This window comes from Nonomuraea sp. NPDC003707 (genome assembly GCF_053587055.1).
This window is the reverse complement of sequence record NZ_JBSFNK010000018.1, coordinates 202,400-227,316: the sequence shown is the minus strand read 5'-3', so window position 1 is coordinate 227,316 and position 24,917 is coordinate 202,400. Positions and strand designations below refer to the sequence as shown.

The window sequence follows — 24,917 nt, the reverse complement described above, 5'->3', positions numbered from 1 at the left end:
CGGAGTCTCGCAGACAGGTCTTTTCCCGTTAACACGCCACCAGCAGACTGGACGGTGTGGCGGACTTTGATGTTGTGGTCCTGGGTTCCGGGCCAGGTGGACAGAAGGCCGCGATCGCGGCGGCGAAGCTCGGCAAGCGTGTCGCTGTGGTCGAGAAACGACACATGCTCGGCGGCGTGTGCATCAACACGGGGACGATCCCCTCCAAAACCCTCAGGGAGGCCGTCCTCTATCTCACAGGGCTCAACCAGCGGGAGCTGTACGGCGCCAGCTACCGCGTCAAGGACGAGATCACGGTCACCGACCTCGGGATGCGCACCCAGCACGTGATCGGCCGCGAGATCCAGGTGATCCGCAGCCAGCTCGCCCGCAACCACGTGACGGTGCTGCAGGGCACCGGCCGGTTCCTGGACGCGCACACGATCGGGATCACGCACGAGGAGGGCAAGTCCGAGGAGACGAAGATCACCGCCGAGAAGGTCGTGATCGCCACCGGCACCTCGCCCGCCCGTCCCGACAGCGTCGAGTTCGACGACAGGACGATCATCGACTCCGACGCGATCCTGCACCTCGACCGGATCCCCGAGACCCTGGTCGTGGTGGGGGCCGGGGTCATCGGCATCGAGTATGCCTCCATGTTCGCCGCCCTCGGCACCAAGGTGACGGTGATCGAGCGGCGCGAGCGCATGCTGGAGTTCTGCGACCTGGAGATCGTCGAGGCGCTGAAGTACCACCTGCGCGACCTGGCCGTGACGTTCCGCTTCGGGGAGAACGTGGCCGCCGTCGAGCGCCGCCCCGGCGGGGCGCTGACCCTGCTGGAGAGCGGCAAGAAGATCCCCGCCGACTGCGTCATGTACTCGGCCGGGCGCCAGGGCAAGACCGCCGAGCTGTGCCTGGAGGCCGCCGGCCTGGCCGCCGACGCCCGCGGCCGCATCTCGGTGGACTCCAACTACGCCACCGAGGTGCCGCACATCTACGCCGTGGGCGACGTGATCGGCTTCCCCGCGCTGGCGGCCACCTCCATGGAACAGGGGCGGGTGGCCGCGCAGCACGCGTGCGGGGAGCCGGTCGAGGACGCCCGCGAGCTGCCGCCCATCGGGATCTACACCATTCCCGAGATCAGCTTCGTCGGCCGGTCGGAGGACGAGCTGACCCGGGACAAGGTGCCGTTCGAGGTGGGCATCTCGCGGTACCGGGAGCTGGCCAGGGGGCAGATCATCGGCGACTCGTACGGGATGCTCAAGCTCCTCGTCTCCCCCGAGGACCGGCGGCTGCTCGGCGTCCACGTGTTCGGCACGGGGGCGACGGAGCTCGTGCACATCGGGCAGACGGTCATGGGGTGCGGCGGGACGATCGACTACCTGGTCAACGCCGTGTTCAACTATCCGACGCTGGCCGAGTCGTACAAGGTGGCCGCGCTGGACGCGATGAACAAGATGCGGGTGGTCGCCCGCCTCACCGCAGGCATGTGATCACGACAGCGTCCACTTCTGGTTGGCGGCGCCCGTGCAGGTCCAGATCTGCAGCCGGGTGCCGTCGGCGCTGGAGTTGCCGGTGACGTCGGCGCACTTGTTCGCGGCGGGGTTCACCAGGTCGCGGCCCGAGGTGTAGGTCCACTGCTGGTTGGCGCCGCCCGAACACGACCACAGCTGGAGCTTGCTGCCGTCGGCGGTGCCGCGGTCGACCACGTCGAGGCACTTGCCGAGCGCGCGCAGCGTGCCGTCGCCCGGGCGGGTCCACTGCTGGGCGGCGGTGCCGTTGCAGGTGTAGAGCTGCACGGCCGCGCCGTCCGCGCTGCTGCCGCCGGCCACGTCGACGCACTTGCCGCCCAGGCCGGTGATCGCGCCGGCCGGGTTGCCGCCCGGCGTGCCCGACCAGGTGAAGGTCGCGGTGGTACGGGCGGGCAGCGTGTACACGAACGACTGGTTGCCCCAGTTGACCCTGACCGACTGGGCCGAGGTGCCGCCGTTGTGGGCGATCAGGGCCTTGGAGCCGTCGGGGTTGCGCCAGGCGACGTTCTGCACCGTGGAGTTGGCCGTCGAGTCGATCCGGTACGCCCCGGGTCTGACGAACTTGGTGAGGTGGCCGGTCGTGTAGTACTCGATCGTGTAGTCCACCTGGCCGGCGCGCGAGCCGCCCTCCTGGACCGTGATCAGGCCGGTGCAGGTGTCGCAGCCGCCGTTGTGCGGACCCATCTGCTGGTTGAGCGCCAGGCTCCACTTGACCAGGCTGCGGCTCCAGTTGCGGGTGTAGTTCACGATGTCGGCCATGTCCTCGTTGTGCTGGTTGCCGATCCAGGTACCGCCGGAGTGCTCGGTGCTGAACTGGGGCACCGACGGATACTGGTCGTGCACCTGCGAGCCGACCGCCGGGTCGCCGAAGTAGCCGTGCCAGGCGATGCCGCCGAACAGCGGGTCGTTCCGCAGCGCCGAGTCGGCCAGGATGGGGCCGCCGATCTGGCCGTAGTCGCCGTAGTTCCAGTCGTGTACGAGCACCTTCGTGGTGATGCCGGCGGCCCTGAAGGCCGGGTACACGAAGTTCTTGGTCAGCTCGATGAGGCCGGAGGAGTTCCAGTTCATGCCGGGGTAGTTCATGGCGGTCGGGTTGGACGCCTGGCAGCAGTTGGGCTCGTTCTGGACGGAGATGTAGTTCACCGGGACCCCGGCGGCCTGGTAGCTCTGGACGTACTTGACGAAGTACTGGGCGTACATGGCGTAGTACTGCGACTTCAGCCAGCCCATCTGGTCCATCCGGCCGTTGTCCTTCATCCAGCCGGGCGCGCTCCACGGCACGCCCTTGACCCGCAGCTCCGGGTTGAGCTGCTTGGCCTGGACGGTCAGCAGGCGGACGTTGGTGTCGTAGCCGTTGGCGCCGAAGTCGTTGAGGTCACAGCAGGTGTCGTCGAGCGAGACCATGCCGGGGCGCGACAGGTCGGAGGCGCCGATCGGGTTGCGGACGAACGACAGGCCGATCCCGTCCGTGGGCGAGAACAGCTTGCGCATGGTCGCGTCCCGCGTGGCCGCGCTGACGGGGCCGCCGCGCAGCAGGTACGCGGTCGTGTCGGTGATCGACGCGCCGCCGCCCTCGAACTGCTGGTACGTGGCGCCCTCGTTGACGGTGATCGTCTGGTTGGCGCTGCCGCCGGCGGAGCCGAAGGCGATCGGGGTCTGTTGCGCGAGGCCGCGGGTGACGTTCCGGCCTCCGGAGTCCGAGGTGGTGGTGAGCCAGACGTTCACCGTCTCGCCGGCGGCGTACGCCGGGACGGGCACGGCCAGCGCCAGCACGGCCGCGCAGACGAGCGTGAGTATTCGGGACACGGCGTTGTTTCCCTTCCGGGCGGGGGGGTGATGCTTATGTAACAAATGAAACAATAAAGAAACTTTCTTTTAGGTGACCACGGGTCATGGGCAGCGTCAAGGCCCATTTGTGGCGATGAAACAAATGAAACGATCAGGCGGGGCCGGTGGAGCCGCGGACGATCAGCTCGGTCTCGAGCGAGACGTGCAGCGCCTCCACCGTGTGGCGGCTCAGCAGCCGCATCAGCAGCGTGACCGCCATCCGGCCCATCTCCTGCAGGGGCTGGCGCACCGTGGTGAGGGCGGGCGAGGTGGCCCTGCTGACGTCGATGTCGTCGAAGCCCGCCACCGACAGGTCGCCTGGAACGCTCAGCCCGCGCTCGGCCGCCGCCCACAGCGCTCCGACGGCCATCTTGTCGTTGAACGCCACCAGCGCCGTCGGCCGCTCCGGCAGGTCGAGCAGCTCGCAGGCCGCCAGGTAGCCGTACTCGGTGCTCGGCTCCGGCACGCAGCGCAGCAGCTCGGGCTCGGGCAGCACTCCGGCGTCCGCCAGCGAGGCCGTGTAACCCGCCAGCCTGGCCTCGCTCGGCAGCCACTCCACCGGCCCGCCGATGATCCCGACCCGGCGGTGGCCCAGCCCGACCACGTGCGCCATCAGCTTGCGCCCGCCCGCGAAGTGAGCGGCCGAGACCGCCGCGATGTCCTTGGGGGGCGGGGTCCGCGGGTCGATCACCACGAAGGGGAAGCCGCTGTCGCGCAGGCGTACCAGCTCGTCGCCCGGCTCCGGGGGCAGGACGAGGATCGCGCCGGCCACGCCCTGCCTGCCGGGCAGCCCGGCGAGCACCGGGGCGGCCTGGGCGGCCTCGCCCGCGCCGAGGATCATCTGCCTTCCGTGCAGCTCGATGGTCTCCCCCACCGAGGAGACGATGAGCCCGAAATAGTCGGTCAGCACGTACGGGCAGCGCACGTACACGGCACCGGCCGACGGGTCGTGGACCGCGCGCGGCCGCGGCGCCTGATCGCCGAGGCGCCCGACGGCGCGCAGCACCAGCTCCCGGGTGTGCGGGGCGACGTTGGCCTGGCCGTTGAGCACGCGGGAGACCGTGGCGATGGACAGCCCCGTCTCCGCCGCGACGTCACGCACCGTCGCGCGCGCCCTGCCGGACCTGGCCGCCATCCACGCCCCTCGCTCCGCCCTGCCGCCAGAATAGCCGGGCCCGCGCCGCGGCCGGGGCGGCCACCGCCGCGCTCTTACCGCGACTGGTGGTCACCGACGGGCCGAGCGCTGTAGCCGGTCGGCGTGACGTCGGTAGCCAGTATGAACGGCGGAGCCTTGCGTTTCGCTCGAATGTTCTACCCGGCAGCGTTAATCGTCGGTAGTGTGATAGTCACGCTGAGTAATGATAGGGCTATGTGATGGCATAGGACACCGGATCATGCACACGATGCATGCCGCCGGACCGTGGCGAGCAAGCGGGCGACCAGTGTGCCCAGCACCGTCCGGAGCACACGGCTGAGCAACTCCTGCTCAGCCCTTAGGAACGGTACCGGGGGCTCGCTCACGCGACCCCAACGGCACAAGCGCGCGACGGCGGGATGGGTCAGTCGGAGGGTGGGCGGCGGGTGCGGGCGGTGGGTTTCTTGCGGCCGGCGACCAGGGTGTCGCCCGGGGCCGGTGCGGGGTCCTCCGCGCGGCTCGTCTCCCCGCTCTTGGCGCGCGGCCGGGGATGGGGCGCCGTGTCCTCCGTGGCGGCGGTGTCCTTGGGCTCGTCCTGTGCCTCCGGCTCCGGAGCCGGTGATTTGTCGGCTCCCCGGAGTGAGGCGATGACGCGGTCCGCCTCCGTGTCGGCCGCGAACTCGTTCGCCGCCTCCGACTCTCTCCGCCTGATCACCACCATGTGGTCCACCGACACCCGTCCCGCGCCCACCACGGCGAGCAGGAGGGAGGCGGCGCCCAGGAGGATGAGCTCGTTCAGGCTGATGGGGTTGAGCGGCGGGGCCACCACGAAGACCCCCAGCGCCTCGGCGAAGAGGATCAGGCCCGTGACCGAGACGGCCAGGCCCGCGATCAGCAGCGCGCCGCCGATGAGCTCGGTGAGCATGGTCACCGTGGCCCAGGCGCCGGGTGCGGGGGCGCCCTGCGCGAGAAACTTCGCCCCGGTGGCCTTCAGCCCGTCTTCCAGCTTGGTCCAGCCGTTCGCGAAGAAGATGCCGCCCACGCCGACGCGGGCGACTAAAGCAGCAAGATCACGGAGGGCCTGTTTCACGGTAGTTGTCTGCCCTAAACGGGACATGGCACACCTCAATCACGGCTGAGCAGCGTGGCCACCGCGACGGCGGTCAGGCTGAGCAGGACGACGCTCACGACCACGGTCGTGTGCAGGGCGTTCACGAAGGCCCATCGGGCCGCGTCGAGCAGGGCGCCGCCCGCGCTGCCGCCCACCTCGTGCGCGACGTGCGCCGCGCCCGCGAGCGACTGCCTGGCCTTGTCCATGCCGCTGGCGGACACGCCGGGCACGGAGTGCAGGCCGGGGGCGTACACGACGGCGGTGATCGTGCCGAGCACGGCCACTCCCAGGCCGGCGCCCAGTTCGTACGCGGTCTCCTCGATGGCCGCGGCCCCGCCCGCCTGGGACTCCGACGCCGCGGACATGATCGTGTCGGAGGCGGCCAGCAGCGCGACCTGGACCCCGAACCCGATGCCCACGAAGCAGAACGCCAGCATCACGGGATGACCCTCGACGCCCCAGGAGAGCGTGGGGGTGAGGGAGAGCGCGACGAGCCCGAGCCCGCCGCTCATCGTGGTCCGCATGCCGATGCGCGGCAGGATGTGGGCGGCGGCGAGCCCGCCGGAGATGGCCGAGATCACCAGCGGCAACATCCGGATCGCCGCGCGCAGCGGGCTGTCGCCGAGCACGAGCTGCAGGTATTGGGCAAGCATGAGCTGCAGGCCCACCAGCGCGAACACGCCGAGCAGCACGCCGGCCACCCCGGTCGTGAACTCGCGCCGCCGGAACAGCCCGACTTCCAGCAGCGGGTGGCGCAGGCGCGTCTGGCGGCGTACGAACAGGAAGAGCAGCCCCAGCCCGGCCAGGAACACCAGCACCGACGCCCACAGCGGCATCAGGCTGCCCGAGCCCGCCTCCTTCAGCCCGAACGCCAGCGCCAGGATGCCGAGCACCGACAGCACCGCGCTCGCGCCGTCCCATCCCCTGTCCTTGCGCCCCGGCGAGTCCGGCAGCAGGCGGACGGCGGCGGGGATCAGCGCCAGCAGGATCGGCACGTTGATCAGGAAGACGGCGCCCCACCAGATGCCGACGAGCACGCCGCCGATGAGCGGGCCGACGGCCGCGCCGGCCGCCGCCACCGCGCTCCAGACGCCCAGCGCGATGGCGCGCTCGCGCCTGTCGGTGAAGATCTGGCGGATCAGGGACAGCGTGGCCGGCATGATCATCGCTCCGCCGATGCCGAGCAGCGCCCTGGCCAGGATCAGGGTCAGCGGCGTCGGGGCGAACGCGGCCCCGGCCGAGGCCAGGCCGAACAGTACATAGCCGCACAGCACCAGCCGTTTGCGCCCGTACCGGTCGCCGAGCGTGCCGAACATGATCAGCAGCGGCGCGACCACCAGCGAATAGATGTCGATGATCCACAGCAGTTGCACCGCGGACGGCTCCAGCGCGGCAGTGAGCGCGGGCACCGCGATGTGCAGGACGGTCGCGTCGACGGTGATCAGCAGCAGGCTCACGCAGAGCAGCACGAGAATGGACCAGCGGCGGTCCCCGTGCTCCCGATCGGCAGTCCGTACGAGGGGTGCGGCCTGTATGACGGTCATGGGCCTCCTTGCAGGCCGATCCGTTGACAGGGCCCGCACGTGCTCTTTGGTCGGCGGCGGGAGCCCGGCTCGACGCTCGCTCCTCCCGAGCTCCTCCGCCTCGACTCCTCGCACTCCGGCTTGCGTCGCAGCTTAGGGCATGTCCAGCACTTGTCATAGCAGTATCGACTGATCCACAGATGCCCCGTTACCTCTCTAGAGAGATACAGCCATATGTCGGCATCTATCCAGGGTTCGCCCTCGACCCGATCATGGAGACCGTGGGGCGCGACGAAAGTGACAGAAAAGACGATATTTCCGACCGATCCTCACGTGAATGGTGTGACGAGGCCCTGACCAGGCTGAACGCCGGCCGCCCCGAGTCCGCGCTCGACGCCGCCCGCCGCGCGGCCGACCTGGATCCGGGCGCGGAATGGGCGTACCGGCTCATCAGCCTCGCCCACGAACGGCTGGGCCGCGACGCCGACGCGCTGCCTGCCGCCGAGCATGCCGTGGAGCTGGCCCGCGGCTCCTGGCCGGCCCGCCTGCGCCTGGCCGCGATCCTGCGCCGCTCCCCCGGCCGCCGGCGGGAGGCGGTGGAGCACGCCACCCTGGCAGGGAAGTTCGCGCCGGAGCGGCCCGACCCCGAGGTCATGCTGGGCGACCTGGCCCTGCTGGGCGGCGACCACACCGGCGCCGAGCGGTCGTACCGGGCCGCGCTCGCCGCCGACCCCGCCAACCCCCAGGCCCGCATGAACCTCGGCCTGGCCCTGCTGCGCTGGGACCGCCCCCGCCCGCACCACGACCCCGCCTGGCCGGTCGACCCGCGCGAGACGGGCCGGGTCAGGCGGGCGCTCGAGGTCTGGTCCCGCCAGGCCCGCCTGCTGGTCGCGCTCGCCACGCTCGCGATCGCCGGGGCCGCGCTCCTCCTCGACCGGGACACCCAGCTCGGCGGGTTCGCCGTGCTGGTGCTCCTGGCGCCGCTCACGGTCAGGCAGGCGCGGCGGGTGGGGCTGTGGTCGTACGTGCCCGCGATGCTCTGCCGGGATCCCTGGCTCGGCGCGGCGGTGGTGTCGGCGGCCGTGTCGGTGGTCGCGTTCGCCGCCTGGCTGCTGCTGGGAGCGGTGCCGTCCGTTCCGTCCGCGCTCGACCCGGTCTGGGCGGGGCTGGCGGGCATCGTGGTCCTGGGCTGGCCCGCGCTGGCAGCCGTACGGGCCCTGGCCGAGACGTGGCGCGGCCGCCCGCTCCTGGCGCTGGCCGAGACCACGCGCGCCGGGGAGGCCCGGGAGCACGCCCACGCGGCGCAGATCGACCGCACCGCCCGCAGGAACGCCGGCGTCCTGCTCTGGATCCTGCTCGGCAGGACCTGGTCCGTGCTGGTCCCGCTGGTGGGCGGGGCGCTCGCGGTGGAGCCCAGGGCCGCCGTCGCCGCCGTGGCGGTGCCGTACCCGATGGTGCGCGGCTACCTGCGCACCCGTCACCGCGGCGACCGGTGGCTGCCCGCCGCGACCGCGCTCGTCGTCCTGGCCGCGGCCTCCTGCGCGGCGGGCGGGCTGCTGGAGGCCTGGCGGGCCGAGTCGGCGGCGACGTGGGCGTGGCGGCTCGGGCTGGGCGCGCTCGCCGCGGCGATGGCCGTGTTCGGGGCGCGGGCGGCGCGGGCCTGGTGGCGGGGCGGGCCGGGCCCGTGGCGGACCTCCCTGATCATGTGCGACCTGCCCGTGGGCGCCGAGCCGTCCGTCACGCTGGACCCGGAGGTGCGCCAGACCTTCTCGTACGCCCGCAGCATCGTCCTTTCCTACGGCGACGCCCTCGGCCCCCGGGTCGCCGGCGCGGTGGCGACCGTCACCTCCTCGGGCGAGCTCCGGGTGATCACGGAGCTGGAGGCGTGGGACGCCATCGCGGCCGACCCCAGGGTGGCGGTGTTCGCGGCGGACCCGCTGCAGCGGCGGTTCTGGGTGGAGGTACGCGGGATCGCCCTGCCCGACTCCGACGTCCTGCGCGTCACCCCCAAACAAGTGCTCGTCGGCGAATTCCCTGGGCGGCACCAGCGCCGCTAGCTAGAATCTTGTTCTATGCGTATCCTGCGCACGCCAGAAGAGCGCTTCGCCGGCCTGCCCGGCTTCCCCTACGAGCCCCGCTACGCCGAGGTCCCCGACGGCCTGCGGATGGCGTACGTCGAGGCGGGCCCCGCCGACGGCGAGCCCGTCGTGCTCCTGCACGGCGAGCCGAGCTGGTCGTTCCTCTACCGGCACGTCATGCCCGAGCTGGCCGCGGCCGGGCTGCGCGCGATAGCGGTGGACCTCGTCGGGTTCGGCCGCTCGGACAAGCCCGCCGACCAGGCCGAGCACACCTACGCCAGGCACGTCGAGTGGACCCGCGCCCTGCTGTTCGACGCGCTCGGGCTGAGCCGCGTCACCGTCGTCGGCCAGGACTGGGGCGGCCTGATCGGGCTGCGGATCGCCGCCGAGCACCCCGAGAGCGTCGCCAGGATCGTGGCCGCCAACACGGGCTTGCCGACGGGTGACATTCCCATGCCCGAGGTGTGGCACCAGTTCAGGAACGCCGTGCTCAAGGCCCCGGTGCTGGACATCGCCCGGCTCGTCCAGGCCGGCTGCAGGACGGAGTTGCCCGAGGAGGTCCGGGCGGCCTACGACGCGCCGTTCCCCGACGAGTCGTACAAAGCGGGCCCTCGCGTCATGCCGAGCCTCGTCCCGATCACCCCCGATGACCCGGCCGCGCCCGCCAACCGCGCTGCCTGGCAGGTTCTCACGACACTCGAGCGGCCTTTCCTCGTGGCGTTCTCCGACGGAGATCCGATCACCGGGGGCATGGCGCCCATTCTGCTCAAGTCGATCTCGGGCACGTCCGGCCTGCGGCATCCCGTCATCAAGGGCGCCGGGCACTTCCTGCAAGAGGACGCGGGGGCCGAACTCGGGCGACAGATCACCGCTTTCGTGACCTCCACCTAGCGTGTCAGGAGCGCCCAATCGTCGGTCCGGTGCGGTATAACCGGGGGCGGACCGGGGAGGCGTGATGCAGGAGTCCGGCAGGGCCCAGGCCGCGGGGCGGGTCGCGGCGCGGGATCTGTTCGAGAAGGTTCGGCTGCGTTATTACCAGATTCCCCCGGCCGTGCGCCGGGTCCTCTACGTGGTGGTGCTGGTCGCCGTCATGGGCCTGGGGGCGGCGCTCGGGTGGAATCTGCTCAACACCTTCCCCCTCGTCCTGCTGGGGCTCGCGTTCGTCGCGCTGACCATGCGCTTCCCCCGCGCCGCCGCCACCGTGCTGGTGGTCGCGGGCTGGGTCGTGCTGACGCTGCCGATCTTCTCCGGGCTGTTCCCCGCGGGCTCCGGCTCGGTGCACCTGATGGTCGCGCTGGCCCTGCCCGCCGCCGCGGGCGCCCACCTCATCCGCTGGGTGGCGCCGTGGGTGACCACGCTGCTGGCGCTCGCCCCCGCCGGCGTGCTCGCCGTGCCGCTCTCGTTCGTCTCGGCGAACGTGGCGGTCTGGGTGGCGTACGCGGTGGCCGCCGCGGTGCTGGTCTACCGGTTCGTGCTGGCCCGCAGGGTCAAGGCGGAGAGCGCCGCGGCCGAGGAGCAGCAGGTACGCGTCAGGGCGCGCGAAGGCAGGCCCGAGTCCCCGCAGGACAGGCAGGGCGGGCTCCCGCAGATCTCCGTCGAGGAGGCGCTCAGCGAGCTGGAGAGCATGGTCGGCCTGGCCCCCGTCAAGGAGCAGGTGCGCTCGATCGCCGCCTCCATCGAGGCGTCCCGGCTGCGCGCCGAGGCCGGCTACACCACCGAGCGGCCCACCAGGCACTTCGTCTTCCTCGGCCCGCCCGGCACCGGCAAGACCAGCGTCGCCCGCGCGCTCGCCAAGATCTTCTACGCGTTCGGCCTGCTGGAGACCCCCTACGTGGTCGAGGCGCAGCGGGCCGACCTGGTCGGCGAGTTCCTGGGCGCGACCGCGATCAAGACCAACGAGCTGGTCGACCGGGCCCTGGGCGGTGTGCTCTTCATCGACGAGGCGTACGGGCTGGTCAACTCCTCCGACGGGCAGCCCGACAGGTTCGGCGCCGAGGCCGTGCAGACGCTGCTCAAGCGCGCCGAGGACGACCGCGAGCGGCTGATCATCATCCTGGCCGGCTACGAGCAGGAGATGGGCGCGTTCCTGTCCAGCAATCCCGGGCTGGCCAGCCGGTTCGCCACGCGGGTGCGCTTCCCCGGCTACTCCCCCACCGAGCTGGTCGAGGTCACCGGGCTGCTCCAGCGGCGACGGGGCGACACGATGGACGCCGAGACCAGGCGGGGGCTGCTCGGCCTGTTCGAGGACGTGCACCGGCGCGGCCTGGTCGACGAGCTGGGCAACGCCAGGTTCGCGCGCAGCCTGGTCGAGGCCGCCGCGCAGGCCCGTGACGTGCGCGTGGTGGGCGCGGGCGGCACCCCGACCACCGAGGACCTGGTGACCACCACCACGCCCGACGTGACCAAGGCGTTCGAGGAGCTGACCGCGCGCTTCCGCGGCTACGTCGCCACGCCCACGCTGGAGGAGGCGCTGGCCGACCTCGACAGGATGGCGGGCCTCGCGCCCGTCAAGCGGCAGGTCCACGCCATCGCGGCCCAGCTCCAGATGGCGCGCATGCGGCAGGAGCGCGGGCTGCCCACGCCGCCGCAGATGCGGCACTTCGTGTTCGTCGGCCCGCCCGGCACCGGCAAGACCACGGTCGCCAGGGTCATCGGCCGCATCTTCGCCGCGCTCGGCCTGCTGGCCAGGCCCGACGTGGTCGAGGCGCACCGCGCCGACCTGGTCGGCCAGCACCTCGGCGCCACCGCGATCAAGACCAACGAGCTGGTCGACCGGGCCCTGGGCGGCGTGCTCTTCATCGACGAGGCCTACAGCCTGGTCAACCCCGGCTACCAGGGCGGCGACGCGTTCGGCGCCGAGGCCGTGCAGACGCTGCTCAAGCGGGCCGAGGACGACCGCGACCGGCTCGTCATCGTGCTGGCCGGCTACGAGCGCGAGATGGACGCGTTCCTGTCCACCAACCCCGGCCTGGCCAGCCGCTTCAACCAGCGGGTGGGCTTCCCGAGCTACTCGCCGCAGGAGCTGTCCGAGATCGCGGTGCTGCTGGCCGGGAAGGCCGGCGACACCTTCGACGAGGAGGCGCTGCGCGACCTCGACGACGTGTTCGCCTGGGTGTGCGAGGAGCGGCTGATCGACGGGCTCGGCAACGGCCGCTTCGCCAGGTCGCTGTTCGAGCGCGCCGCCATGCGCCGCGACGTGCGGCTGGCCGCCCATGCCTCGCGCGGCGGGTCCGCCAGCTCCGCCGACCTGACGACGATCACGAGCGAGGACGTCCGCACCGCCGTGGACGAGCTTTCCGGACGCTGACCATCTCCGGAGCCGACCATCTTCGGCGGTTCCCTGCGCGCGACCCGTCACATGGTGTAGCAATATAACTACGTGCGGTGCGCGTCGGAGGGGGAGCGCGATGGCGGGGTTTCTGGCCCGCAGGCTGCTCAACTACGCCGTGCTGGTCGTAGTGGCCGCCAGTCTCGCCTACCTTCTGGCTGCCACGGCTCTGAATCCTCGCTCCAACTACGCGGACCGCACGCCAAAACCTCCGCCCGCGGTCGTGGACGCGCAGCTCACGGCGCTCAACCTCAACGACAAGACGCCGCTGTTGCAGCGCTACGCCTCCTGGGCGGGCGGGGTGATGCGCGGCGACTTCGGCAAGTCCGTCGGGGGCGCCCCGGTCAATGAGGATCTCAAGCGGCGCATGGGTGTGACGGCCCGGCTGGTGGTGCTGGGGATGCTGTTCGGGAGCCTGCTCGGGGTGCTGGTGGGCGCCTTCGCGGCGGTCCGGCAGTACGGCTGGTTCGACCGGATCTCGACCGCCCTGTCCTTCGTGGTGCTGGCCGTGCCGGTGGTCGTGCTGGCCAACATGCTGATCCTGGTCGCCGCCTGGGCCAACGAGAACGTGTTCGGCCGCTCGGTGTTCCTGGTCAGCGGCGAGTACACCGACGGGCTGGAGGCCGGGCTCTGGGGGCACGTGGTCGACCGGCTGCAACACCTGATCCTGCCGACGATCTCGCTGTCGGTGGGGCTCGTCGCGGTCTTCAGCCGCTACCAGCGCAACATGATGCTCGACGTGCAGGGCGCCGACTTCGTCCGCACCGCCCTGGCCAAGGGGCTGAGCAGGCGCCGGGCGCTCGTCAAGCACGCGCTGCGGACCGCGCTCATCCCGGTCGTGACCTATTTCGCGTTCACGTTCGGGGCGCTGCTGACGGGGGCGACCTTCACCGAGAAGATCTTCGGCTGGCACGGGCTGGGTGAGCAGCTGATCAACTCCATCTTCAGCAACGACGTCAACACCGTCGCGGCCATCTCCCTTCTCGCCGCCGTCGCCGTGCTGTGCTCCGCGCTGGTCTCCGACCTGCTGCACGCGGCGCTCGACCCGAGAGTGCGGGCGTGATGACGCTTTCCGACGAGGAGCTCGCCGAGGAGCTGACCGACGGCACGGCGGCCACGGCGCCGTCCCGGCTGCGGGTGGTGGCCGGGCGGTTCTTCCGCTCCCGGCAGGGGCGGGTCGGGTTCGCGGTGCTGGCCGCGATGTTCCTGCTGGCGTTCGCGGGGCCGATCTTCTCCAGGTGGACGTACACCGACAAGGACTTCACCGCGTTCATGCAGCCGCCGTCGGCCACCCACTGGTTCGGAACGCTCCAAACCGGTGCCGACGTCTACGCGGTCACGCTGCGCGGCATGCAGAAGTCGCTGGTCGTGGGGCTGCTCGCGGCCCTGATCTCCACAGCGCTGTCGGCCGTGGTGGGCGCGTTCGGGGGCTACTTCCTGGGGTGGACGGACCGGACGCTGAACTGGGTGACCGACCTGCTGCTCGTGCTGCCCGGCTTCCTGATCCTGGCGATCATGTCGCCGCTGTTCGAGGCCGGGCAGTGGCCGCTGTTCGTGGTCATGCTGGCGTTGTTCCTGTGGATGGTCACCTCGAAGATCGTCAGGGGGATGACGATCTCGCTGAAGGAGCGGGAGTTCATCCAGGCCGCCCGCTTCATGGGCGTGTCCCCCGTGCGGATCATCTTCCGCCACGTGATCCCCAACCTGTCGTCGCTGCTGATCGTGGACGCCACGCTCAACGTCAGCAGCGCGATCCTCACCGAGACCTCGCTGTCGTACTTCGGGTTCGGTATCCAGCCGCCCGACGTGTCGTTCGGGACGCTCATCGCCGACGGGTCCAGGACGGCGGTCTACGCGCCGTGGACGTTCTGGTTCGTGGCGGGGTTGCTGGTGGTCACCGTGCTCGCGGTCAACCTCATGGGCGACGCGCTGCGTGACGCGTTCGACCCCTCGACCTCGCGGAGGAGGCGGCGATGAGCCCGGTCCTCGAGGTCACCGACCTCAACGTGTCGTTCGGCGGCGTGCCGGCCGTACGCGGGGTGAGCTACCACGTGGAGCCCGGCGAGGTCCTGGGCATCGTCGGCGAGTCGGGGTCGGGCAAATCGGTCACCTCGGCGGCCGTCATGGGGCTGCTGCCACCGGGGGCGCGCGTCACCGGGTCCGTACGGCTGCACGGCAAGGAGCTGATCGGGGCCCCCGAGCGGGAGCTGACGTCCTTCCGTGGCAAGGCCATCTCGATGGTGTTCCAGGACCCGCTCTCCGCGCTCACCCCCGTCTACCGCGTCGGCGACCAGATCGCCGAGGCGGTGCGCGTGCACCAGCGGGTGAGCAAGGAGACGGCCATGGTCAAGGCCGTCCAGCTGCTGGAGCTCGTGGGCATCCCGCGGCCGGCCGAGCGGGCGCTGGCCTTCCCGCACGAGTTCTCCGGCGGCATGCGGCAGCGCGTGGTGATCGCGATGGCCATCGCCAACGACCCCGACGTGATCATCTGCGACGAGCCGACCACCGCGCTCGACGTCACCATCCAGGCACAGGTGCTGGAGGTGCTGAAGAAGGCGCAGCGGAAGACCGGCGCCGCGATCATCATGATCACGCATGATCTGGGCGTCGTGGCCGGGTTCGCCGACCGGGTGCTGGTCATGTACGCCGGGCGTCCCGTCGAGGTCGGCGACGTGGACGACATCTACTACGGGATGCGGATGCCGTACACGGTGGGCCTGCTCGGCTCGATCCCGCGCGTGGACCGGGGCGCGCGGCAGCCGCTGGCGCCCATCGAGGGCAGCCCGCCCTCCCCCGAGGCGCTGCCGCCGGGGTGCCCGTTCGCGCCGCGCTGCCCGATGAAGATCGACGCCTGCGACGAGGGCGAGCCGCCGCTGTTCGACGTGGGGGCGGGGCACCGGGCGGCCTGCATCCGCTGGCAGGAGGTACGCCCCCGCGAGCCCGTCCTCGTCCCCGTCGAACCGGGACGGCGCGAGCGCGGCGAGCGCACGGTGCTCGAGGTGCACGGCCTGGTCAAGGAATATCCGCTGCTCAAGGGCGCGATCTTCAAGCGCAGGGTGGGCACGGTGCACGCCGTGGCGGGGGTCGGCTTCGACATCCGGCAGGGCGAGACGCTGGGGCTGGTCGGCGAGTCGGGCAGCGGCAAGACGACCACGCTGACGCAGATCCTGGAGCTGGCCGCGCCCCAGAGCGGGCGCATCGTCGTGCTCGGACGCGACACCGCGCGGCTGAGCGGCCCCGAGCGCAAGGCGATCCGGCGCGACATGCAGGTCGTCTTCCAGGATCCGCTGGCCTCGCTCGACCCGCGCATGACGGTGCACGACATCCTGGCCGAGCCGCTGCGTACACACGGGCGGCGGCGCCCCGGGCGGCGCATCGCCGAACTGCTCGCCCTGGTCGGGCTCGACGCCTCCCACGCGGCCCGCTACCCGCAGGACTTCTCGGGCGGCCAGCGGCAGCGCATCGGCATCGCCAGGGCGCTGGCCCTGGAGCCCCGGCTGCTGGTGCTGGACGAGCCGGTCTCCGCGCTGGACGTGTCGATCCAGGCCGGGGTGATCAACCTGCTCGGCTCGCTGAAGGCCCGGCTGGAGCTGTCCTACCTGTTCGTGGCGCACGACCTGGCCGTCGTGCGGCACATCGCCGACCGGGTGGCGGTGATGTATCTCGGCAGGATCGCCGAGATCGGGCAGGTGGACGCCGTGTTCGACGCCCCGGCGCACCCGTACACGCAGGCCCTGCTGTCGGCGATCCCGCTGCCCGATCCGGTACGCGAGCGCGCCCGGGAGCGGATCCTGCTCGAAGGCGACCTGCCCAGCCCGGCCAACCCTCCGACGGGCTGCCGATTCCGCACCAGGTGCCCGAAGTTCCGCGGCGAGCTCACCGACGAACAACGCAGGCTCTGCGTGGACGTCGAGCCCGAGGTGCGTCCGTTGGGCGAGGACCAGGGGGCGGCCTGCCATTACGCCGAGAGGCGCGAAGTCGTATAGACCTCGCTCTGACCAGGAGGAATTCTCTCGATGAAAGCATCACGTCTTGTTGTGGCCGCCGTTGTCACGGGCTCGCTGTGCCTGGCGGGCTGCGGCAAGGGCACGGGGAGCGGGCCGGGCCGGGAGAGCGGCGGTGACGAACGTACGATCAAGGCCTACGACATCAACCCGAAGCCGCGCGACAAGGTCAAGGACGGCGGGACGCTGCGGTGGGGCATCAACGAGTTCCCCGCGCAGTGGAACAGGAACCACGTCGACGGCAACCTGGCCATGGCCGCCGTGGTCAGCAACGCGCTGCTGCCCTCGCCGTTCCATTCCGACGAGAAGGCGGAGATCTCGGTCGACCGCAACTACGTGCTCGACGCCGAGGTGACCGCCCAGCGGCCCAAGCAGGTGGTCACGTACAAGCTGAACCCGAAGGCGAAGTGGTCCGACGGGAAGCCGATCACCTGGGCCGACTACGAGGCCCAGTGGCACGCGCTGAACGGGCGCAATCCGGCCTTCCACATCGCCTCGTCCACCGGCTACCAGGACATCGAGAAGGTGGCGCGGGGGAAGGACGACTTCGAGGTGGTGGTGACGTTCGACAAGCCGTTCGGGGACTGGCAGGCGCTGTTCGGGCCGCTGCTGCCCGCCGCCACCAACCGGACGCCCGAGGCCTTCGACAACGCCTGGCTGAACAAGATCCCGATGACGGCCGGCCCGTTCAGGTTCGGGGGGTTCGACCAGACGGCGAAGACGATCACGATCGTGCGGGACGACTCGTGGTGGGGGAACCGGGCGAAGCTCGACAAGATCATCTATCGGTCGTCGGAGCAGGACTCGCTGATCTCGGCGTTCAGCAACGGGGAGCTCGACCTCATCGACGTGGGACCGTCGGCGCCCGACTACGCGCGGGCGAAGGGCACGCCTGGGGCGCAGGTGCGGCAGGCGGCTGGCCCCGATTTCCGGCATTTCACCTTTAACGGGTCCAGCGAGCTGCTCAAGGACCGCAACGTCCGGCAGGCCGTCCAGCTGGGCATCAGCCGCCAGGCCATCGCGCAGTCGGACCTGCAGGGCCTGGACTGGCCGATCGCCCTGCTGAACAACCACTTCTTCATGAACACCCAGGAGGGCTACCAGGACAACGCCGGGAAGCTCGGGGCGTACGACCCCGGCCAGGCGCGGCGGCTCCTGGACGCGGCCGGGTGGAAGCTGAGCGGCTCGTTCAGGCAGAAGAACGGCAAGGTGCTCGAGCTGCGGTTCGTGGTGCCGTCGGGGGTTCAGATCAGCAAGGCGGAGGGGGAGCTGGCGCAGACCATGCTCGCCCAGATCGGCGTGAAGCTGACCATTCAGGCCGTGCCCAGCGATGACTTCTTCACCAAGTACGTCATCCCCGGCAACTTCGACATCACGCCCTTCGCATACATCGGGACGCCTTTCCCGGTTTCCAGCAGTTTCGGGATTTATGCCAATTCCGCCGATGGCAAGACCTGGAACGCGAACTTCGGCCGTACCGGCTCGCCCGCCATCGACCAGGCCATGAACCGCGCCGCCCAGAGCCTCGACCCGGTGCGGGCGCGCGCGGCGGCCAACGAGGCGGATGCGCTGATCTGGCAGGAGGTCAACGTCCTGCCGCTCTACCAGCGCCCGCAGAACGTCGCCGCCCGCCAGACGCTGGCCAACGTGGGGGCCCGCGGCTTCTACGACCTCCGCTACGAGGACATCGGCTTCACCGGCTGACCGTTCGGAAGTGTCGGCGGCCGGGTGTAGAAGTGGACGCGTGACTACCAAGCTGACCTGGCCGCAGATCCTGGCCTGGCGCCTGCGCAGACAGTTCGTGAGCGAGCCGGACGCGCCCGACCCCGTGGCGGTGGCCCGGCGGCTGTGCGGCGTCCAGGCACAGGTCGCCTCCTCGGCTCAGCTCGCGGTGGCGGTCCGGAGCGACAAGCCCGACCCGGGCGGCATCGACCAGGCCCTGTGGAGCGACCGCACGCTGGTCAAGACGTGGATCATGCGGGGTACCCTCCACCTCCTCCCCGCCGACGAGCTGGCCGACTTCTGCGCGGCCCTGGGCACGTTGCGCTTCTGGGAGAAGGGCTCGTGGCAGCGCGGCCACGGGGTCACCGCCGACGAGATCGCGGCGATCATCGACGCGGTCCCCCGCGCCCTGCGCGACGGGACGCCGAGTGGGCCGGCGCTGACCAGGGAGGAGCTGGTCGACGCCGTGGTGACGGTGACCGGGGACGCTCATCTGCGGGAGGCGCTCACGTCCGGCTGGGGCGCCCTGCTCAAGCCGCTGAGCCGCCTGGGCGAGCTCTGCTACGGCCCGCCCCGCGACGGCAGGGTCACCTTCACCTCCCCGAGCACCTGGCTCGCCGGATGGCCCGCCGCGCTGCCGCCGTACGAGGAGGCCGGCGTACGGGTGGCGCGCGCGTTCCTGGGGGCGCACGGGCCGGCGACGCCGGAGATGTTCGACACGTGGCTGTTCGGCGGCGTGGCGAAGAAGACGGTGCTGAAGGGATGGTTCCGCGACCTGGCGCCCGAGCTGACCGAGGTGGAGACCGACGACGGCCAGAGCCTGCTGGCCCTGACCGAGCACCTCGACGACCTCGCCGCCACCGGCCCGTCGGCCGAGGTCCACCTGCTGCCGGGCTTCGACCAGTACATCCTCGGCGCCCCACGCGGCCTCGCCCCGCTGATCCCGCCGCCCCTCAAGCCCAAGGTGAGCCGTCAGGCGGGGTGGATCTCCCCCGTGGTCGTCCACGAGGGGCGGGTCGCGGGGGTCTGGGAGGCCAGGAACGGCCACATCACCGTCGACCTCGCCACCCCGCTCCCCCCGGGCCCTCTTGAGGAGGCCATCACCCGCATCCGCACCCTGCTCCCGTAACCCGCCCGCGCCCGGGGGCGGGGTGGGTCAGCGGCCGGTGGTGGCCATGATGCGGTCGACGAGGCCCTGGCTGCCTTCCTCGCGCGCACAATGCGCACAGCAGTACCAGTGCTCGCCCGACTGCACCCCATGCCCGATGACCTTGGTGCCACAGTGCTCGCAGATGGGCGCCATCGCCTCGATCGCACACTGGAAGCAGTCGAAGGTGTGCACAGCTCCCTGCGCATGCACCTCGAACGCCATGTCGTAGTCATTTCCGCAGGTCTCGCAGACAGCCATGGTGATCCCTCCTACAGTCCATTCCGCCGGGGGGATACCCGGTTCTATGGCCTCTCTTCCTCAAAGGACCACCAATTTCCCCAAACGTCCCTCGAAATCGCTCAGGACCGGGCGAAGCGGGCCACCAATGGCAAGCCCAGGAGGCCGAGGAGGGCCACGGCTGAGGGCAGGCCGAGCCATCCACTCAGAGCCGCGACGAGCAGCGGGCTGATCACGAATCCCGCGTACGAGATCGTCGACACCCCCCACACCAGCGTTCCGCTCGGGTCGTCGGCGGCGGCCCGGCTGAGGAGGGCGGGCACCAGCGGGCCCAGCGCCAGCCCGGTCACCGCGAAGCCCGCCATCGAGGCGAGCACGGTGCCGCCCAGCCCCGCCAGGGCGATGCCGGCGCCGCCGCCCACCCCCGCCACCAGGTACAACGTCCGCAGCGGCACCCGAGGCAGCGCCTGCACGATGAGGCGCCCGGCCGTCAGCGCCGCCATGTAGACGGACGGCGCGGCGCTCGACACCAGGGGCGTGGCCCCACGGTGCTCCTCCAGCAGCAGCACCGACCACTGCTCGACCGAGTTCTCGATGACCAGGACGCAGGCCGCCAGCGCCCCCACCACGACCGCGGCGCCCCACAGGGCGCGCCTGTCCGGGCCGCCGGACGAGGCGGACGTTCCCTCGCCCGCGGGCAGCGCCAGCACTGTCAGGGACGTGGCGATCACGATCACGGCGATGATCACGATGACCGTGCCGACGCTCAGACCCAGGGATCGGGCCAGGCCGGTGGCGGGAGACGCCGCTATGACGGCGACCGGGAAGGCCGCGTGGACGGGCTGGAAGAGGCGGCGGCCGGTCTCGCGCTCGGCGCGCCCCGTGGCCAGGTTCAGGGCGATGTCGAGCGCCCCGCTGGTCGCCCCGACGAGCAGCAGCGACAGCGCGAGCTGCCAGGGTGTGGCCACCAGCCCGATCCCGGCCACGCTGAGCCCGAACAATGCCGTCGTCACCAGCAGGGCGGTCCGCTCGCGCCCCCGCACCAGCCGCCCGGTCAGCGCCATCGCGGGCAGGGCCCCCACGGGTACGGCGCTCAGCGCGAGTCCCAGGTCCCCCGCCGAGATGCCCAGCTCCAGCTTGATGGCAGGCAGGAGGGCCGACCAGGAGCCCCAGAACACGGCCCAGGCCGCGCACACCGCAATAAGCGGCATTTACCACAACCCCTTGATATTTCGGTCAAGGCACAGTAAAGATCGACGTTGTCCTTATTACCCCTGCCGAAGGGAAGCTCGTGCTCACCCGAACGGTCATCGCGACGGCCTTGGTCGCGGCCGGGATCGTCGCCACCCCCTCCTCCGCGTACGCGGCCACGGCCCGCTTCACCCCCGAGCGGGTCTGCGGCCCCGGCTTCCATCGTGTCAAGGACGGCCAGCGGGCGATGAAGACCCGCGAGGGCGCGGTGCTGGGGCAGGTGTACCTGATGTACAACAAGCGGAGCGGCAAGAACTGCGTGACCGCCATCAAGAGCGCGTACACGGGCACGCGCACGGTCACCGGCGCCTACCTGGAGGTCAGGGGCGGCGGCCGGGCGGAAGACGTGCAGAAGTACCGCTTCTACGCCGAGACCGGCCACATCGACGGCAAGTGGAAGTGCGTGAAGTACGCCGGCTGGACCCGCGACCCGGACAACCGCGTCGAGGCCTGGGGCGGCCGCAAGACCTGGGGCAACTGCAAGGGCTGAGGTCCCTGGAGGGCGGCGTCCCGTCAGGGGCAGACGTTCTGGTACGGCACGCCGCCCAGGTACCGGGCCCACTCGTCGGCCGACAGCGAACGCCCGGCCCGCGCGCACACCTCCTGCGCGACCCGTTCACTCCGAACGGGAATCGCGTGCAGGGCCTCGGACGTCCCGGCGTACAACGTGCCCCCGTCCGCGCTGAACGCCAGCGACGCCGGGCCGTCCAGCAACGAGTAGGACCCGCCGAGCCGGCGCCTGGCCTCGACGTCCCAGAGCTGCAGCGCACCCTTCTCCGTGGCGGAGGCCAGGATCTTGCCGTCGGGTGAGAAGGCCAGCAGGAGGAGCTCGTCGGCGGCCCGGGGCAGGGCGGGGCTCAGCCGGGTCGGCCCGTCCACCGACCACAGCCCGATCCGCCCGGTGGCCGCCTCGTTCACGGCCATGAGCCCGGTCCGGCTGAACTCGATCGCGTTCGTGGCCCCGAACCCGGCCCCCACGGGCTTGCCGGTGCGCAGGTCGACGAACCTGCCGCCGAGCAGCGACGCGTACGCCGTGCCGCCCGGGAGCAAGGGCCCGCCCTGGTACCTGGTGTCGGTCGAGCTCAGCACGCGGCCGTCGGCGGCGTCGAGCACCACCTCCTTGGCCACCGGGTTCTGGGAGAACACGACGTTCGTCACCAGCCGCCGCCCGTCCCGGGTGAAGTGCACGTCGGTGACGGCGCCGGCCGGCTTGGACACTCGCGTCGACCAGAGCTTCGCGAGGGTCCGCACGTCCCAGAGCGCGATGGTGCCGTTGGCGTCCGAGACGGCCAGCCTCGTTCCGTGGAACTCCTCGGGCTCCCCGTCGTCATCGCCGACGGGAAGGCTGCCGGTCTCCTTGCCCGCGCGCACGTCCCAGATCCGAAGCCGCTTTCCGGCTTGGAGCGCCGCCCACCGGCCGTCCGGGCTGAGGAAGGCCGAGCCCGGCGTCTCCGTCACGTGCGTACGCGACCGCAGGTCCAGGCTGACGACGGCGTCGTCCACGACGTACCGCAGCGTCCTGCCGTCGGGGTCGAAGGCGACGTCCGTCAGCTCGCCCTCGGCGCGGTAGCCGAGTGCCGCCCGCCGGGTGCGGAGATCCCAGACCTGCACGTCTCTGCCGTGGAAGGCCGCGAGGTGGCGGCCGTCCGGGCTGAAGCGCAGCTTGCTCTCGGATCCGCAGACCTCGCAGGTCAGCGTCTCGCCGAAGGCCCGGCCCGAGGCGACGTCCACGAGTGCGACGTCGGTCCCGTTGCCGCAGGCGAGTGTCCTGCCGTCCTGACTGAACGCCGCCAGGTCGGGATGCGTCACGCAGGCGCGGAAGGGCCGCTCGGCCCGCCAGCCCGGCAGCGAGCGCTGGTCGAAGCGGCCTCCCGGCAGCAGCAGGTGCCTGCCCGAGGGGTCCACGAGCGGATCGTTCACCGCCACCTCGCCGCGCTGTTCGAAGACGCCCTTCCCGAACCGCCTGCCGGTGGACACGTCGAGCAGGTAATAGATCTCCTGCCTGGCGTACATCAGCGTGAGCGTGGTCTCGTGCTCGCCGAACACGGCGGTGTAGACGCCCTCAAACGCCGGTGGAATGCGCCGTTCGAGGAGTTTCCTGCCGGTCTTCAGGTCCCAGACACCCAGCTCCTCCGTGGAGGTCTCGGCCAGCAGCCGGCCGCTGCGGCTCAGCGCGGGCGTGCCGGTGATCGTCCCGTTCACCTTCATCTCGGGCCAGCTCGCCGTGCGCTCGTGGGTGCGCACGTCGTACACGTTGACCCCGCCCTCGCTGGCGCTGACCAGCGTGCGGCCGTCGCGGCTGAGCAGCCGCTCGGCCGAGCCCTTGACCGGCGGCTCGCGGAAGACGGCGGCCTCCTGCTGCTGCAGTGAGGCGATCAGGCTGGAGCGGGCCTCCGGCTGTGCCGGCGAGACCCGCCAGGCCGCCACGCTGAGCAGCATCGCCAGGGCCGGGTCGGCGGTACGCATGCGGTCGGCCTCGGCGGCCACCTGCTTGGCGGCGAGGATGTCGCGCTGGCGGGCGGTCTCCTGGCGCTGCCGGACCGCCAGCCCGCCGGCCACCAGCGCCACCACGAGCAGCAGGGCCAGCGTGACCGTGGTCAGCGTCCGGCGTCTGGCCCGGCGCCTGGTCAGGTCGGTGCCGGCGCGTAGGAAGTCGCGTTCGAGCGGGGTCAGCGTGACGTGGCGGCGTCCGGTGGCGGCCCAGCTCAGCGCCTGTTCCAGGCGGCTGCCCTGGAACGCGTCGGCGTCGCGGCGGCCGTTGCCCGCCCAGTGCCGGGCCGCGGCGTTGACGGTGTTCAGCAGGGCCAGGCCGTCGCGGTCGGCGTCCACCCACATGCGCAGCCTCGGCCAGGCGCGCAGCAGGCCGGGACGCGACAGCGCCACCGAGCCATTCCCATCGGCGATCACGTACGAGAACGCCTCCAGCACCCGCTTGACCGCCGCCGACTCGCGCTCGGACCGCCCGCCGAACAGCTCCTCGTACCCGGCCGTCCGCCCCTCCTCGTGCCCGTCCCCGTCCACGGCCACCAGGCGCAGGAACACCTCGGCCGCGACCTCCCGCTCCTCGGGAGCCAGCGACTCGTAGGCGTCCTCCGCGATCGTGCCGAGCGCGGGATCGGCGTGGCCGGGACCGTGCACGTCCCGGGCGGTCCGGCTGCCGGCCGCCAGCAGCCCCCTGATGTCGGAGCCGGTCCCGCTGACCAGCGCGAGCAGCAGGTCGTGGGCCGCGGGCCGGGCCGCCGGGTCCTTGTCGATGGCGGCTTCGACCAGCGCGGCCAGCCGCGGGGGCAGCGCGCTCAGGTCGGGCCGGTGCGAGAGCACCCGGTGCATGACGCCGCCCAGGTTCTCGGCGCCGAACGGCTCGTGCCCGGTCGCGGCGAACACCATGACCGCGCCCCACGCGAACACGTCGGCCGGGGCGCCCGCCCGCTGCCCCGTGAACACCTCGGGCGCCATGTACGCCGGCGTCCCCGACACCTCGCCGGTCTTGGTGAGCGACATGTCGATCGTGCGCGCGATGCCGAAGTCGATCACGCGTGGGCCGTCGGGTCCGAGCAGCACATTGTCCGGTTTGAGGTCGCGGTGCACGACCCCGGCGTCGTGGATCGCGGTCAGCGCCGTCGCCACCGCCGTGGCCAGCCGGTGCAGGTCGTCGCCGCCGAACCGGCGCCCGTCCCGCACGGCCGCGCCCAGGCTCGGCCCCGGCACGTACTCCGAGACCAGGTACGGCTTGCTCCCCTCCAGGTCGGTGGCCAGCACGCGAGCCGTGCAGAACGACGACACCCGCCCCGCCGCCGTGGCCTCCTTGGCGAACCGGTCGCGGATCGCGCGGTCGCCGTTCGCGTGCAGCACCTTGACCGCGACCCGGCTGCCGCCGGCGTCGTAGGCGTCGTACACGACCCCCTGCCCGCCCGAGCCCAGCCGCCCCGCCAGCCAGTAATCCCCGATGCGCTGGGGATCCCCCGTTCTCAGCGCCTCCATGGCGGGTTAGATGGCACTTTCTTCGCGGAAGTTGTCACAACTGGGCGGCCCATCCCGTC

The 24,917-nt window shown here is 71.5% G+C and carries 17 protein-coding genes; 10 read left to right on the top strand and 7 right to left on the bottom strand.

Going from position 1 to position 24,917, the window contains the following annotated elements:
- Positions 1-56: 56 nt before the first annotated feature.
- On the top strand, positions 57-1,472 hold the full coding sequence (gene sthA, locus ACWDRB_RS38510) for a Si-specific NAD(P)(+) transhydrogenase (protein WP_449902273.1): 1,416 nt from the start codon (positions 57-59) through the stop codon (positions 1,470-1,472).
- Here the strand turns inward: sthA and ACWDRB_RS38505 are convergent, their stop codons facing one another.
- The 4 genes from ACWDRB_RS38505 to ACWDRB_RS38490 form a co-directional block, all read right to left on the bottom strand.
- Entirely contained in the window at positions 1,473-3,317 is a 1,845-nt protein-coding gene (locus ACWDRB_RS38505; protein WP_449902270.1) for a ricin-type beta-trefoil lectin domain protein, read from the bottom strand.
- Between the two features lie 133 nt (positions 3,318-3,450).
- Positions 3,451-4,473, bottom strand: coding sequence for a LacI family DNA-binding transcriptional regulator (locus ACWDRB_RS38500; protein WP_449902267.1), 1,023 nt, complete (start codon positions 4,471-4,473; stop codon positions 3,451-3,453).
- A gap of 424 nt (positions 4,474-4,897) precedes the next feature.
- Complete coding sequence (locus ACWDRB_RS38495) at positions 4,898-5,563, bottom strand: DoxX family protein (RefSeq protein WP_449902264.1); 666 nt, start codon at positions 5,561-5,563, stop codon at positions 4,898-4,900.
- Between the two features lie 35 nt (positions 5,564-5,598).
- Positions 5,599-7,128, bottom strand: coding sequence for an MFS transporter (locus ACWDRB_RS38490; RefSeq protein WP_363966264.1), 1,530 nt, complete (start codon positions 7,126-7,128; stop codon positions 5,599-5,601).
- A 260-nt stretch (positions 7,129-7,388) separates the two neighbouring features.
- Between ACWDRB_RS38490 and ACWDRB_RS38485 the strand changes: the two genes are divergently transcribed.
- The 8 genes from ACWDRB_RS38485 (at position 7,389) to ACWDRB_RS38450 (ending at position 19,368) form a co-directional block, all read left to right on the top strand.
- The gene (locus tag ACWDRB_RS38485) at positions 7,389-9,164 is read left to right on the top strand and encodes a tetratricopeptide repeat protein (protein WP_449902262.1); all 1,776 of its coding nucleotides are present in this window, start codon (positions 7,389-7,391) and stop codon (positions 9,162-9,164) included.
- Positions 9,165-9,179: 15 nt separating this feature from the next.
- Positions 9,180-10,076 (top strand): haloalkane dehalogenase, encoded by an 897-nt coding sequence (locus tag ACWDRB_RS38480; protein WP_449902259.1) that lies wholly within the window; start codon positions 9,180-9,182, stop codon positions 10,074-10,076.
- Between the two features lie 64 nt (positions 10,077-10,140).
- On the top strand, positions 10,141-12,492 hold the full coding sequence (locus ACWDRB_RS38475; protein WP_449902257.1) for an AAA family ATPase: 2,352 nt from the start codon (positions 10,141-10,143) through the stop codon (positions 12,490-12,492).
- Positions 12,493-12,592: 100 nt separating this feature from the next.
- Complete coding sequence (locus ACWDRB_RS38470) at positions 12,593-13,576, top strand: ABC transporter permease (protein ID WP_449902254.1); 984 nt, start codon at positions 12,593-12,595, stop codon at positions 13,574-13,576.
- Positions 13,576-14,490 (top strand): ABC transporter permease, encoded by a 915-nt coding sequence (locus ACWDRB_RS38465; RefSeq protein WP_449902314.1) that lies wholly within the window; start codon positions 13,576-13,578, stop codon positions 14,488-14,490. The genes ACWDRB_RS38470 and ACWDRB_RS38465 overlap by 1 nt, the downstream gene beginning before the upstream one ends.
- Positions 14,487-16,499 (top strand): dipeptide ABC transporter ATP-binding protein, encoded by a 2,013-nt coding sequence (locus ACWDRB_RS38460; protein ID WP_449902252.1) that lies wholly within the window; start codon positions 14,487-14,489, stop codon positions 16,497-16,499. Before ACWDRB_RS38465 ends, ACWDRB_RS38460 begins: the two co-directional genes overlap by 4 nt.
- Before the next feature lie 30 nt (positions 16,500-16,529).
- Positions 16,530-18,221 (top strand): ABC transporter family substrate-binding protein, encoded by a 1,692-nt coding sequence (locus ACWDRB_RS38455; protein WP_449902250.1) that lies wholly within the window; start codon positions 16,530-16,532, stop codon positions 18,219-18,221.
- A gap of 40 nt (positions 18,222-18,261) precedes the next feature.
- Positions 18,262-19,368 carry a winged helix DNA-binding domain-containing protein gene (locus ACWDRB_RS38450; RefSeq protein ID WP_449902248.1) on the top strand — a complete coding sequence of 369 codons (1,107 nt, stop codon included), beginning with the start codon at positions 18,262-18,264 and terminating at the stop codon, positions 19,366-19,368.
- A 27-nt stretch (positions 19,369-19,395) separates the two neighbouring features.
- On the opposite strand, the gene ACWDRB_RS38445 is transcribed toward ACWDRB_RS38450, so the two are convergent.
- Together ACWDRB_RS38445 and ACWDRB_RS38440 are read right to left on the bottom strand one after the other, a co-directional pair.
- Positions 19,396-19,647 carry a hypothetical protein gene (locus tag ACWDRB_RS38445; protein ID WP_350739188.1) on the bottom strand — a complete coding sequence of 84 codons (252 nt, stop codon included), beginning with the start codon at positions 19,645-19,647 and terminating at the stop codon, positions 19,396-19,398.
- Positions 19,648-19,748: 101 nt separating this feature from the next.
- Positions 19,749-20,837: an MFS transporter gene (locus ACWDRB_RS38440; protein WP_449902246.1), complete on the bottom strand. Its 1,089-nt coding sequence runs from the start codon at positions 20,835-20,837 to the stop codon at positions 19,749-19,751.
- 80 nt (positions 20,838-20,917) lie between these two features.
- Here ACWDRB_RS38440 and ACWDRB_RS38435 point away from each other — a divergent pair, with 80 nt between their 5' ends.
- Entirely contained in the window at positions 20,918-21,367 is a 450-nt protein-coding gene (locus ACWDRB_RS38435; RefSeq protein WP_350739193.1) for a hypothetical protein, read from the top strand.
- A gap of 23 nt (positions 21,368-21,390) precedes the next feature.
- Here the strand turns inward: ACWDRB_RS38435 and ACWDRB_RS38430 are convergent, their stop codons facing one another.
- Positions 21,391-24,858 carry a protein kinase domain-containing protein gene (locus tag ACWDRB_RS38430; RefSeq protein WP_449902244.1) on the bottom strand — a complete coding sequence of 1,156 codons (3,468 nt, stop codon included), beginning with the start codon at positions 24,856-24,858 and terminating at the stop codon, positions 21,391-21,393.
- Between the last annotated feature and the right edge of the window lie 59 nt (positions 24,859-24,917).